This window comes from Neobacillus soli NBRC 102451 (assembly GCF_001591665.1).
Taxonomy (GTDB): domain Bacteria; phylum Bacillota; class Bacilli; order Bacillales; family Cytobacillaceae; genus Neobacillus; species Neobacillus soli.
This window is the reverse complement of record NZ_BCVI01000019.1, coordinates 42677-56502: the sequence shown is the minus strand read 5'-3', so window position 1 is coordinate 56502 and position 13826 is coordinate 42677. Positions and strand designations below refer to the sequence as shown.

11 protein-coding genes are annotated in these 13826 nt (G+C 41.6%); 9 read left to right on the top strand and 2 right to left on the bottom strand.

All coding sequences use genetic code 11. The features are described from left to right. Positions 1-67: 67 nt before the first annotated feature. Positions 68-862, bottom strand: coding sequence for a TIGR00266 family protein (locus tag BSO02S_RS07885; RefSeq protein WP_066065006.1), 795 nt, complete (start codon positions 860-862; stop codon positions 68-70). 335 nt (positions 863-1197) lie between these two features. On the opposite strand from BSO02S_RS07885, the gene BSO02S_RS07880 reads away from it, so the two are divergent. The 5 genes from BSO02S_RS07880 (at position 1198) to BSO02S_RS07860 (ending at position 8436) form a co-directional block, all read left to right on the top strand. After that, a complete protein-coding gene (locus BSO02S_RS07880; RefSeq protein WP_066065003.1) occupies positions 1198-2946 on the top strand; it encodes a SulP family inorganic anion transporter in 1749 nt (582 codons plus the stop codon). A 22-nt stretch (positions 2947-2968) separates the two neighbouring features. Continuing rightward, the gene (locus tag BSO02S_RS07875) at positions 2969-3319 is read left to right on the top strand and encodes an ArsR/SmtB family transcription factor (RefSeq protein ID WP_066065000.1); all 351 of its coding nucleotides are present in this window, start codon (positions 2969-2971) and stop codon (positions 3317-3319) included. 472 nt (positions 3320-3791) lie between these two features. Then, a complete protein-coding gene (locus BSO02S_RS07870) occupies positions 3792-3992 on the top strand; it encodes a cold-shock protein (protein ID WP_007083969.1) in 201 nt (66 codons plus the stop codon). A gap of 167 nt (positions 3993-4159) precedes the next feature. Beyond that, on the top strand, positions 4160-5305 hold the full coding sequence (locus BSO02S_RS07865) for an exonuclease SbcCD subunit D (protein WP_066064996.1): 1146 nt from the start codon (positions 4160-4162) through the stop codon (positions 5303-5305). Further along, positions 5302-8436 carry an AAA family ATPase gene (locus BSO02S_RS07860; protein ID WP_066064993.1) on the top strand — a complete coding sequence of 1045 codons (3135 nt, stop codon included), beginning with the start codon at positions 5302-5304 and terminating at the stop codon, positions 8434-8436. Before BSO02S_RS07865 ends, BSO02S_RS07860 begins: the two co-directional genes overlap by 4 nt. A 556-nt stretch (positions 8437-8992) precedes the next feature. Here the strand turns inward: BSO02S_RS07860 and BSO02S_RS07855 are convergent. Then, positions 8993-10645 carry an FAD-binding dehydrogenase gene (locus BSO02S_RS07855; RefSeq protein ID WP_066064991.1) on the bottom strand — a complete coding sequence of 551 codons (1653 nt, stop codon included), beginning with the start codon at positions 10643-10645 and terminating at the stop codon, positions 8993-8995. Between the two features lie 274 nt (positions 10646-10919). On the opposite strand from BSO02S_RS07855, the gene BSO02S_RS07850 reads away from it, so the two are divergent. The 4 genes from BSO02S_RS07850 (at position 10920) to BSO02S_RS07835 (ending at position 13798) form a co-directional block, all read left to right on the top strand. Continuing rightward, positions 10920-11249: a PadR family transcriptional regulator gene (locus tag BSO02S_RS07850; protein ID WP_174524232.1), complete on the top strand. Its 330-nt coding sequence runs from the start codon at positions 10920-10922 to the stop codon at positions 11247-11249. Continuing rightward, positions 11246-12454: a DUF2812 domain-containing protein gene (locus tag BSO02S_RS07845; RefSeq protein ID WP_066064986.1), complete on the top strand. Its 1209-nt coding sequence runs from the start codon at positions 11246-11248 to the stop codon at positions 12452-12454. Before BSO02S_RS07850 ends, BSO02S_RS07845 begins: the two co-directional genes overlap by 4 nt. Before the next feature lie 127 nt (positions 12455-12581). Then, positions 12582-13154: a nucleotidyltransferase family protein gene (locus tag BSO02S_RS07840; RefSeq protein WP_066065245.1), complete on the top strand. Its 573-nt coding sequence runs from the start codon at positions 12582-12584 to the stop codon at positions 13152-13154. 59 nt (positions 13155-13213) lie between these two features. Further along, the gene (locus BSO02S_RS07835) at positions 13214-13798 is read left to right on the top strand and encodes a uracil-DNA glycosylase (protein ID WP_066065242.1); all 585 of its coding nucleotides are present in this window, start codon (positions 13214-13216) and stop codon (positions 13796-13798) included. Positions 13799-13826 lie beyond the last annotated feature (28 nt).

Genomic DNA, 13826 nt, shown 5'->3' with positions numbered 1-13826 from the left:
ACAATAAAAAGCAGGAGCCTAAAACAGCTTCTGCTTCTTAATTGTTCAACTATAAAAGATAACCCGATTAGTCCCCACTAAACATATCAAAAATTCCTCTAGCAACGCTGCCTTCGTCCTTTGCTCCGCCCCGCGATGGTGCAGCAGCAAAGACCCGGCTCGCCAGCCTGCTGAATGGAAGCGATTGGATCCACACAGACCCAGGGCCTCGCAACGTAGCGAAAAACAAGCCTTCTCCTCCGAACATGGCTGTTTTTATCCCTTTGACAAACTCAATATTATAATTAACATTGCTTGTCATGGCGACCAAACAGCCTGTATCAACAAGTAAGGTTTGACCTGGAAGGAGTTCTTTCCTCGTAATGGTTCCCCCGGCGTGAACGAAGCACATCCCGTCTCCTTCAAGCTTTTGCATGATAAATCCTTCGCCGCCGAAGAAGCCGACCCCGAGTTTCTTTTGGAATTCAATGCCAATGGAAACCCCTTTTGCCGCAGCTAAGAAGGCATCTTTTTGACAGATGATTTTTCCGCCAACTTGGGTTAAATCCATCGGAATAATTTTTCCAGGGTAAGGAGAGGCAAACGAAACACGTTTCTTACCGATTCCGTTATTCGTAAATGTGGTCATGAATAAGCTTTCACCAGTAATAACCCGCTTACCGGCACTTAACAATTTGCCCATTATTCCGCTGCCAGCACTATTACCACTGCCATCACCAAAAATGGTCTCCATATGTATGTCGTAGTCCATCATCATGAAACTTCCTGCTTCGGCAATAACTGTCTCTTTCGGATCTAGTTCGACTTCAACAAACTGCATGTCGTCTCCATAAATTTTAAAATCGATTTCGTGGTTATTCATCGCAATCCCTCCACTTTATAAAAAATTTCCGCCTATCCTTATTATAAAAAATTCAGGGAAAAGGTGCTATTTTTAATAAAATAAAAATAAAAAAGACGTCTGTATATATACAGACGTCTCCTGCGTATTGAGGCGAAAAACCACCATCCACATAGTGCTCCAATAAAGGAATGTTTCTCGACTTACACAACTCAGCTCATCGCTTGGTTATTATAACACGATAATAGAAGAAAAAACAAGTGAATTTTTTTGAATAAAACCCTTGATTATTATTCATAATTATCCTATATTCAAATAATCAGATATAGAAAAATAAATAGATAAGAAGGGTGTATATGTTTATTGATAAAAGATTCCATAATTATTCCTTAAGGAGCGTACCTAAGGACCTCCTGTCAGGATTGATTGTCGGTGTAATCGCGATTCCGCTTGGGATGGCGTTTGCGATTGCTTCAGGAGTGAAGCCAGAGTATGGAATCTATACGACCATTGTTGCCGGGATTCTCATTTCTTTATTCGGTGGATCAAAGTACCAAATTGGCGGTCCAACCGGAGCGTTTATTCCGATTTTGTTCGGGATTGTGATAACGTACGGCTATGAAAATCTCTTGATCGCTGGATTTCTGGCGGGAATTATTTTGACACTTATGGGTATTTTTAAACTTGGTTCGCTCATTAAATGGATTCCAAGACCGGTAACCATTGGGTTTACTGCGGGGATTGCTGTGACCATCTTTGCGGGGCAAATAGCTAGTTTCCTAGGTTTGACGGGAATTAAAAAGCACGAGGAATTTATTCTTAATATCAAGGAAATTATTGTGAATCTCAATTCGACTAATATTTATAGTCTCATTACCGCTGGAATTTGTTTCATCACAGTGATCTTAACTCCGAAGGTGGCTCCAAAAGTCCCAGGCCCACTTATCGGATTAATGTTATCAACACTTGCTGCCACCATATTTTACCCAGGTCATGTGGCAACAATCGGCACGGCTTATGGGGAAATTTCGAGCACTTTACCACAGCTTTATATACCAAATATAAACCTGGATATCATTATTAAACTTTTGAAACCAGCCTTCGTTATTGCCATGCTCGGTGGAATTGAATCTCTTCTTTCTGCAGTAGTGGCAGATGGGATGACAAATAGTCGACACAACAGTAATAAGGAGCTGATTGGTCAAGGAATTGCCAACATGATTACCCCATTATTTGGCGGGATTCCGGCGACAGGTGCATTAGCCCGTACAGCAACGAATATAAAAAATGGAGCAGTTTCACCTTTTTCTGGTATCATTCATGGCGTAGTTGTCCTGCTTGTCCTGCTCTTCTTTGCTCCAAAAGCTTCGTATATACCGCTGGCAAGTATGGCACCAATCTTGATGGTCGTTGCCTGGAATATGAGCGAACGAAAGGTATTTGCTCATATTTTAAAAACCAGATCGACGGATTCTCTCGTATTAGCAGTTACGTTCTTTTTAACGGTTTTTATCAACTTAACAACGGCAGTTGAAGTTGGTTTAGTCCTGTCAGCCATCTTGTTTGTAAAACGGATGAGTGATGTGACGAAGACCTCGAAGGCCTTGCCTAATCCGGAACACCGGCAGGGAAAAGTGGAGACGGGGATGGTCACGGATACACATGATTGTCCGCAAATTAGTATTTTTAATGTGGAAGGTCCGTTGTTTTTCGGTGCCGCGCAAACATTTGAAAAGACAATTATGAGCACGATTAACTATCGTCCAAGGATTCTATTATTGCGGATGAGTAAGGTACCGCTAATGGATATGACCGGCGAAGCGATTCTTACGAGCATTGTGAACCATTTTTCAAAAAATGGTATAGTAATGATATCAGGATTGAATGTGCAACCCGAAAGTGTTCTTAAAAAGACAGGTTTATATGAAACCATCGGTCGGGAACATTTTTTTGAACATACAGGAGACGCCATACACTATGGACTTACACAGATTAACAAAAATAAATGCCTTGGTTGTAAGCATTTTGCCTTTAGGGAATGTAAAAAACTGTCTGCCGCTGAGGCGGTGGATGGAGGCAAGGCAAAATTAACTGCAACCTTTTAGATAAAACAAGGAAGTGAACGATTTGAATTTAGAAATGCAGCAATTTAAGGCGGATTTCTTCAAAGCATTAGCACATCCATTGAGAATCCGCATTTTGGAGCTGCTGGCAGAAGGGGATAAGAATGTTAACGAAATTCAAACCCTTGTCGGCAGTGAAGGGTCGGCAGTGTCACAGCAATTAACCATTTTACGAGCGAAAAATATTGTCTCAGGAACGAAGGAGGGAAATAAGGTTATTTACACTTTGAAGGACCAGATGATTATTGAACTATTGGCCGTAGCACGGCAAATTTTTAATAATCATCTGGTTGATACAATAACGATACTGGATAAGTTCAAAGAGGACGAGGAACCAGCCATGCCGAAGAATTAAATTCTTCGGTTTTTTCTATATTTACGATGAAATACAAGTTATTTCCAAACTTTGGAATTTATCATTTTTTTGTAATAATTATGACGGTTTTTCACTAAAAAATAGATTAATATGAATGTAGAAATTACTAGATATAGATTAGTGAAAGACATCCGTAAAGGAGTAAAATGCCGGTTTGGAAAAATCGGTCGGAATATCGCTTTGCCTTCGAATTCCCAAGGTAATAATATTGAAAAATAGGTTAGGGGAATGTAGAAATTTGTAGGTTTATGTCATTCGTTCATATATTGACATTTTGGCTAAAAATATGGTAAATTTTAATTAGCCGTTGCACGAGATAAGGTTTTATGCTTGAAGCTTGTTCAAAGTTTTAACCGATGTTTGGATAAGGAAATGAAGGTATATCTATCACGTTGTAATTTGGTGAATTTACACATGGCTTGTCTGTAAGCCAATAGGAGGATTTTTTTACATGAAAAACGGTAAAGTAAAATGGTTTAACTCAGAAAAAGGTTTTGGATTCATCGAAGCTGAGGACGGTAACGACGTATTCGTTCATTATTCTGCCATCCAAACAGAAGGTTTCAAAACTTTAGAAGAAGGTCAAGAAGTATCTTTCGAAGTAGTTGAAGGAGCTCGTGGACCACAAGCTGCTAACGTAACTAAAAAATAATCTTGTAATCTACTATAACAGCCCGGACATTTGTGCCGGGCTGTTTTTTGTTGTTTTAAAATGGATAAAATACCCGTTGTTCCAGTAATCTGCTATCATTTCCAAGCTCATTATCAATGATATTTTGCTATAATGGTAGTAATGAACAAAAAAACAGGGGTGAGCAGATGAAATTTATCCATACCGCCGATTGGCATTTAGGAAAACTGGTCCATGGGGTTTATATGACGGAAAATCAGCGCGAGGCACTTGAGCAATTTGTGGCCATCGTCGCTGAAGAGAGGCCCGATGCGGTAGTCATTGCCGGAGATCTCTATGACCGTTCGGTGCCGCCAACCGATGCCGTTGAGTTACTTGATGAAATGCTATTTAAAATCAATGTTGAGCTAAAAACGCCAGTTGTCGCAATTGCCGGAAATCATGATAGTGCCGAACGCCTTTCATTCGGCAGTTCATGGTACAAGCATAGCCAATTCTATCTATCGGGAAAACTGACAAACAGCTTCAAGCCTGTTCCTATTAATGGTGTGAATTTCTATCTCGTTCCTTATGCAGAACCGGGGGTTGTCCGTCAGCTTCTTGGGGATGACTCGATTCATTCACATCAAGAGGCGATGAAGGCGCTGATTGGAAAAATGGAAGAAACCTTAAATCCGAATGAGCCGAATGTCTTAGTTGGACATGCCTTCGTTTTGGGAGGTCAGACATCCGATTCAGAACGTGTGTTATCTGTTGGAGGATCTGGATGTGTAGGCGCCGAATTGTTCGAACCGTTTTCCTACACGGCCCTTGGCCATTTGCATAGTCCTGACGCCATCAACCACAACAAAGTGAAATATTCAGGTTCTCTTCTAAAATATTCCTTTTCCGAAGCCAAACAAAGAAAGTCCATCTCCATCATTGAAATGGACGAAAAAGGCCAGTTTACGCACCGTTATCGCTCACTGATACCGACCCATGATATGCGCGAGCTTGAGGGACATTTGGAGGAATTACTTGATCCTCACTTTTACGAAAAACAACGGCTCCATGATTATTTAAAAATTACCTTGCTTGATGAAGGGGCGTTAATCGATCCAATCAATAAATTGCGGCAGGTGTATCCAAATGTCCTCCATCTTGAGCGAAAAATTGATCTAACGGATTTGAAGAAAAAACAATCGTTCAGTGCGATCCGTAGTGAGAAAAAGTCAGAAATTGAGCTATTTGAGCAATTTTACGCAGAAATGACCACTTCTGAATTTTCAGTAGATAAAAAAGAGGTTATGGCTGATATTATTGGAAAAGTGCTAAGGGAGGAAAGCGCAAGATGAAACCTTTAAAACTGACAATGCAGGCGTTTGGTCCTTATGCAGGCAGTGAAACCATTGACTTTTCTAAGCTTGGCAATCGCACCATGTTTGTGATTTCCGGGAAAACCGGTGCAGGTAAAACAACGATTTTTGATGCGATTAGTTATGCCATTTATGGGAAAGCAAGCGGGGAGGACCGCAATGGTCCCGAACTTCGAAGCCAGTTTGCCTCCGATGACCTGTTAACTGAGGTTTCCCTTGACTTTTCTCTACGAAACAAGGTGTATTCCATTACACGGTCACCACAGCAGCCTAAAAAGAAAAAAGGCGAGGGATTTACCCAGCTTGGAGCGAAAGCTGAATTATATATGTGGGATGAAGACGGTGAGAAAAAGCTGCTTGCCTCTAAAATCAATGATGTCGAGGAAAAAATAAAGGAAATCATGCTGATTGATGCCAACCAATTCCGGCAAATCTTAATGATTCCACAGGGGGAATTCCGCAAGCTGTTGACCTCTGACAGTAAGGACAAGGAATTGATTCTACAGCGCTTATTCCATACCCAGCTTTACAAAATGGTCGAAGATAAGTTGAAGGTGGAAGCAACCGAGCTGAAAAGGTCTGTTGAGGATCAGGTTCAAACACGAAGCGAAGCGATTCGCCGCATTCAAGCGGTAACAAATGAAGAACTCCGTCAATACCTGGATGGGGATAGTGTGAATGACACGATTATCATGCCGCTTTTACAAGCAGAAATTAGTGGTATGGGTGAAAAGCTGGAAGATCTGAATAGCAAATTGAAAGATAAAGTCCAAGAGCAGGATCGACTAAAAGGACAGCTTTTTGAAGCAGAAGCGATTTTGAAACAGCTGCAAACGAAAAAGGAATTGCGGGTACAAAAAGCGGCACTTGTCTCTCAAGAGCAGCTTTTTGTTGAAAAAGAAAAGCAGGTGCAAAGAGCGCAAAAGGCGGCTGTTTTGGTAAAACAAGAAGAGCTTTGTCACCGCATTAAGCGAGAAGTGGACAAGCTGGAAATAAACGTGAATTTATTGAAAGCAGAAATGGAAAAATTGGGCGGCCTTTTAATACAGCATGAGCAACAGCTTCAGAGCGAGCTTGAGCGTGAAGGGGACCGCCAGGCTGCACTCGAAGAGGTTAATCGTCTTGCAAATATGAAAGCCGATGTATATTCGTTGACAGCATTAGCAAAAGATGCGGCTGGATTGAAATCCTCTTTAAAAAATGCTAAAGAGAAGCATCATAATTCAGAAGCCAATCTTGAACAATTGGAGGACCGACTAAAATCCCTTCAACTGCAAAAGGATGAGATTGAAAAGGGAAAGCTAAGCTATTTAGAAAATGAAGCAAAAATTGACAAACTGCAGACTGAAATAGTTCGCTTTGAAAAATATGAAACACTGCTAAGAAGGCATCAAACAGCAGTGCAAAATCTTAAGGTAGTAACGGGGCGTTATGAAAATACAGCTGGGAGATTATTGGATGCAAAGGCACTTGTTGATGAAATGGAGAAAAAGTGGCTCCATGGTCAGGCTGCAATTCTAGCGGCTAAGCTTCACACCGGAGAAGCATGTCCGGTTTGTGGCTCGTTGGATCATCCTTCACCGGCATTAAAACAGGACGAAAGTGTTCCGAATGAAAGGGATATGAAAGCAGCTAAGGAGCAAGTGACCAAATGGGAAAAAGAAAAGTCTTCAGTGGAAGCGGAATTTTACCAAAGTCAATCGGTTGAGAGAACACAAAAGGAAGCAGTAGGGGAAATTTTTCAAGAAATACGTACTTACCGGGCGGATGTTGTTGAAAAAGATATACCATATGCAAAAGTAGAGGTTGCTACTGCTAAAAATAGTCTTTCGCAAATTCAGGGGAATCTTGCTGAGCAGATCAAGCATTTTGATAAGGTAAGGCTGGAAATAGAGAAAAGAGAAACTGAGAAAGCGGCATTACAAAATGCGATTCAGCAGTTTGCAGCTGAGGTGAATGATTTCACCGTCCAATTTACCGAAAAGAACACGAATCTTACTAGAATGATGAACATCATTCCAGAACAACTTCGTTCTGAAACAACTTACGAAAAGGCACTTGCAGCTGCTCGAAACCGTCATGAAAAGTTAGTGAAACAGCTCGAAGAAGCCCAGCAGCGACTTCAAACAGTTAACTTACAACTTTCCAATGAAACGGTTCGATTACAAGATGCCGAAAAGCACAAGGTTAGCAAACAACAGGAACTCGAAACGGAACGTGAAATTTTTAAAAATAGACTTTCTGAACAAGGCTTTGAAAACTTTACTATTTACAACGCTTCGAAGCAAACGGAAGGTGAGATTCGCCGCATAGAGGCTGAAATCCGCAGCTATCGCGAAGAATTACGCTCGGTGTCAGACCGTTTAGAGGAATTAACGGAGCGGTTAATGGACGTGAAAACGCCTGATGTGGAGGGAATAAAGCTCGCGCTTGCGAAACTATCCAGCGAAATCGAGGCACTTACTCAGCAACACACCAATCTATTTGTTAAAAAGCGGGACAATGAAGAAATTTATCAGCGTGTTGAGCAATTGAATGAAAATATGAAGGTACTTGAAGAGCGTTATAAGTTAATTGGTCACCTCTACGAAATTGCCAAGGGTCAAAATAACTTCAAAATTACCTTTGAACGGTATGTTCTGGCTGCCTTTTTAGATGATATTTTGCGAGAGGCCAATGGACGCTTAAGAAAAATGACTTCAGGGCGTTTTGAATTGCTGCGCAAAACAGATCGTTCAAAAGGAAATGCCCAAAGCGGTTTGGAATTACTTGTCTATGACCAATATACAGGGCAGGAACGCCATGTGAAAACCTTATCGGGCGGAGAAAGCTTCAAGGCCTCTTTATCGTTAGCATTGGGCTTGGCGGATGTCGTGCAAAATTATGCGGGCGGTGTTTCGCTGGAAACGATGTTTATCGATGAAGGTTTCGGTACTTTGGACCCCGAGTCACTTGACCAGGCAATTGAAGCGTTAATGGATATCCAAAGCAGTGGTCGTTTGGTTGGAATCATTTCACATGTTCCGGAATTAAAAGAACGGATCGATGTTAGACTTGAGGTGATTGCCGATCAGACGGGGAGTAGGACCGAATTTATGTTTACGAATTAGATCTTTTGTTAGAAATGCCCTAATAGGTAACTGAGAAGAGTCTAGAGTGCTCATCGAGGTGAAAAAAAGCCTCACATGGGCACTGTGAAGAGTTCAGAGTGCCCATCGTGACCAAAAAAGGCTTCGTACGGGCACTGTGGAGAGTTCAGAGTGCCCGTCGTGACCAAAAAAAGCCTCGCATGGGCACTGTAAAGAGCTCAGAGTGCCCATCGTGACCAAAAAAGGCTTCGTACGGGCACTGTGAAGAGTTCAGAGTGCCCGTCGAGGTGAAAAAAAGCCTTGCATGGGCACTGTGAAGAGTTCAGAGTGCCCGTCGTGACCAAAAAAAGCCTCGCATGGGCACTGTGAAGAGCTCAGAGTGCTCATCGAGGTGAAAAAAAGCCTTGCATGGGCACTGTGAAGAGTTCAGAAATAATCTATAAAAATTAGTGATGCCTACATGAAGCCTCACTGCTCTTTTGCATTTTAAATGATTAATTGTGCTCGTGAGCCAAAAAAATCGCCCTATCGGTAACAAAAAACTCATTTTGTTATTTAAAGTTTAAAAATAGTAACTTTATTTTAATTCGGCAGCCAATGCACGCCCCGCCTGCCTGCCTGTAAACAGACACCCTCCGACAAACGTGCCTTCAAGTGAGCGATAACCGTGAATTCCACCGCCCCCAAACCCGGAAACCTCGCCAGCAGCGTAAAGACCTGGAACGGCACCCCCAGACGAATCCAAGACCCTTCCAGATAAATCCGTTTGCAGCCCGCCCAGCGTCTTTCGGCTGACGATATTTAAACGAACAGCGATTAAAGGCCCCATTTTTGGATCAAGAATTTTATGCGGAGATGCAACTCTTATTAGTTTGTCTCCAAGATAATGACGAGCGCCACGCATCGCGGTAATCTGGAGATCCTTCGTAAATTTGTTTTCCATTTCCCGGTCTCTAGAAAGAATTTGCCGTTCAATCTCGGCAAGATTAAGCAAGTTTTCACCAGTAAGCTTGTTCATTCCGGCAACGAGTTCAGGAAGTGTTCCCGCGATAACGAAATCTTCGCCTTTATCCATGAATGCCTGCACTGGGTCAGTTGGCCCAGGAAGAATCCGAGCTAATACCTTTTTAATACTCTTTCCCGTCAAATCAGGATTTTGTTCTGAGCCTGATAAGGCAAACTCTTTCTCAATTATTTTCTGTGTTAAAATGAACCAGGAATAATCATAGCCAGTCTTCATAATCGCATCAAGGGTTCCCAGTGTATCAAATCCCGGGAAGTTTGGCGCAGGGAAACGTCGGCCTTTTGCATCCAGCCAAAGGGAGGATGGACCTGGGAGGATACGGATACCGTGCATTGGCCAAACGGGGTCCCAGTTTTTAATGCCTTCGGTATAGTGCCACATCCGGTCCCTATTAACGATTCGCCCTCCGGCTTGCTCTGTAATCGCCAGCATTCTCCCGTCTACATGTTCTGGCACGCCGGAAATCATATTCTTGGGTGCTGTGCCGAGCCGCGCAGGCCAATTTTTTCTAATCAGGTCATGGTTCCCGCCAATCCCGCCGCTGGTCACCATGACCGCTTGCGCATAGGACTCAAAATCTCCAATGATCTCACGAGAGCTAGCTTCCCCGCGTGCAACGGAGCTTGGAACAAGTATATCCCCCCGGACTCCAATCACAGCACCATTCTTTTTAAGTAATTCATTCACCCGGTGTCGCGGCCGGGAATCAACAATACCTTTTTTCATCGCCTCGCGCACTCTTTCCTCAAATGGTTTTACAAGACCCGGACCGGTCCCCCAGACAATGTGAAATCGCGGTACAGAGTTGCCATGTCCTTCAGCCGTATATCCACCACGCTCAGCCCAGCCCACCACCGGGAAAAAACGTACACCCATATCGTATAACCATTTACGTTTTTCACCAGCAGCGAATTCAACATAAGCCTCTGCCCACTTTTTACCCCAATAATCCTCATCTTCTCTGTCAAACCCCGCGGATCCTAACCAGTCCTGCCAGGCAAGCGCGTGGGAATCCTTTATTCCCATTCTCCTTTGTTCGGGTGAATCGACAAGAAACAAACCGCCAAACGACCACCATGCCTGTCCACCGAGTGAGGCTTCGGGCTCTTGATCTAATAGAAGCACTTTCTTTCCGGCATCTGCAAGCTCCGCTGTTGCCACTAAACCCGCAAGGCCGGCACCAACCACAATCGCGTCATACTTCAAATTGTGTTCCTCCTCATTTTGTAATAACCTATCGTATGAATATGATGATGGATACCATTTTCTGAAAAATTAGTATTTTTATTATAACATAACTTATTTTACTGTTATAAGTATATTAAGCACTTGTTCACCCTTATTAAGACAATTACAATGTTTGGTAAAAATCAGCTTGAATAATATGTCGCGTCGTGATATAGTCACGATAAGACATATTTACTTACGACATAGTTAGATGATTTATTAATGAGGAAATAGGTACTGAGAGGTGAGGATTTTGGATATTGATAAAGTCTTGAAAAAGTATGTACCGATGACAGAAACCGCGTTTTACATTCTCCTGTCCTTAACTGAACCGCGCCATGGGTACGGTATTGTTAAACACGTCGAGGAAATTACCCGCTCAAGAATTCAATTAGGGTCAGGAACAGTATATGGAACGTTGACGAAAATGCAGAAGGATGGGATTATCACCGTCTTTGCTGATGAAGAAAGAAAGACTGTTTATGAGGTGACAGAGATTGGGAAAAAATTAATTACCTTTGAGATAACTAGACTTAAGGAACTGCATAGGAATGCATTGAATTACGAGGGGGATTTCTTATGATTAAAAAGGTATTTAGACCATTCTGGAGCTACGATGTACAAAAAACAGAAGAATGGCTCTCGTCTATGGCTGAAAAAGGGTACTTTTTAATACGAATTAATCGCGGAACTCGATGCTTTTTCTTTCAACAAGGTGAGCCGAAGAAACTGACCTACCGAATCGGGTACGACAAGATGCAGGGGGAGGCGTTGTCCAAAGGCTTATTATCTGAGGGATGGACGAAGGTTTTACAGAGTGGAAACTGGTTTGTCACAGCGAATGAAAAACCTCTTGATCAGATAAAAACATCCTCTGTTCGTGAAGGCATCATCAAACATAATCGGGTGATTATGTATATTTTCGGAGGTATATTAAGCTATTTTGCCATTACTGCCATGATTTTTCTTAGTATATTAAGCGTTGCTATTTTTTCACCAGATTCACAAGTGGAAGTTGTCGAAAGTCCTTATTGGATTTTCACCTATATATATTTTGGCGCTGTACTAGCGATATTGACCGTAGCGATTTATTCCGTTATTAAAATTCATAAGAATAACAAGAATTTGATTCGGGAAAAAACAAATCAAAATATAGATCACAGTAAAAGTCTGTTAGAAGGACGACTGCCGAAAGAGGAAGAAAAGCAGTTGAAACGGTCAGGGCAGATGATTGTCAAAAGAAAGCTTGGCTGGATGTATGCACCGGACAGGCTTGAAACGTGGCTAGAAACAATGGAGTTAAAAGGACTTAATCTTTACCGTGTAAGTAAAGCAGGAACTTTCTATTTTGTTATTGGTCACCCACGTCATGTAAGTTATTGTGCAGATTATCAAAATATTGCCGAAGAAAGCTATTTCGATATCCACAGAGAAGCAGGTTGGAAGATGGTTTTTAATTCTTTAGGTTCGTTACAAAAATGGTCTATCTGGAGCCGTGAATATGCAGAGAATGAAGCAAGGCCGCAAATTTACAGTGACAAATCACATCAATTAAAACATGCGAAACGGATAGCAATCACCTATTCGTGTCTATTTCTACCTTTAATTATCGCTTATATTTTTAATATAGGATTTAGAATTGAGATAATGAGTCTTAGGGGACTAGGAAAAATAGACATTATCGGTATGATTATCATGTTACTGGCAATTCTCTCCTTCGGCTCATACTCAGTCAGGACGTGGTTGTATTATTGGAGACTAAAAAAACGGTTAGACATTAATTTTTAAAAATTGATTGGGATTTTAAGCGAGGTTATCACCGAATCCTTTTTGATGACACTTATAAAGAAAAGGAAATGTCGAACATTTAAAGAATTGGTAAGGACTACATTTCATTAAGGAGAAGTTTGATTTGATGGAAACCGAAAAAGATATACTGGATTTAATAAAAAACGATAAATGGATGATGGATATATTAAAGGCAGCCAGGTCATTGAATTTGCCAGATTGGTGGGTTTGTGCCGGTTTTGTTCGTTCAAAAATCTGGGATGTTTTACACGAAATGAAAGAAAGAACCCCCATACCAGATATTGATGTAATTTATTTTGATCCAAAAAATCTTGATGAATCCACCGAGAAAGAGCTTGAGTTAAAACTAAAATTGATTTTTCCAGATCTACCATGGTCGGTAAAGAATGAAGCAAGGATGCACATCGCAAATAATATATCACCTTATTCATCGGCTGAAGATGCTATTTCGAAATTTCCCGAAACAGCAACAGCTCTGGGAGTAAAATTAGATGAAACCGATAATCTTATTTTAAAAGCCCCTCACGGAATACATGATGTAATCAATTTGGTAGTTAAACCAACGCCCTATTTTATCAAAAACAAGAAGCTATCAGGTATCTATGAAAACCGTATTGTTAAGAAAAACTGGAAGTCTAATTGGAAAAGGTTAAAGGTAATTCATCTTCAGTATTATTAATAATTTTTTGTTTGGATACCCTAATGATTGTGTTAAAAACCAATCTAGGAGTGAATTCATTGTCTGATTTTTGTCCAGCCCTCTGGCCGGAAGAACCTACCCCTGAGGACCTTAAGAATTGCTGTGAATGCGGTCTTGATAAGCAGGGATCACGGATGATCTGGGGGGAAGGTAACCCGCATGCACCGATTATGATTATTCTCGATAACCCAGGAGCCCGAGAGGACCGTGAAGGAAATTCAATCGTCTGCGGGACAAGGCAAACATTGCAGCAAGCAGCTGGTGAAGTTGGTCTGACTAGGGAAGATTTGTACGTGACATTTATTTTAAAAAGAAAACCCGTGCGCGCTTATGATAAGGAACAAGTCCGCCAAACTTGTATGAATCATCTTGACCAGCAGCTTCAGGAGAAAAAACCGAAGCTTATTCTTTGCTTAGGAAATGTTGCTGTCCAATCCTTTTTCCAAAACCCGGAGGCTGAAGTTAAAAAACTGCGCGGTGCGATGCATGATGTACAAGGATTTCCGACAGCCGTTGCATACCATCCATTAGCGGTTAGACGCCGTCCCAACCTATGGTCATTATTTATTGAGGATTGGAAGCACGTTGCCAAGCACTATCAGGAAATAGTTTCTCCACACTAATAGGCTTTTATTTTCCCGCATTTATCCA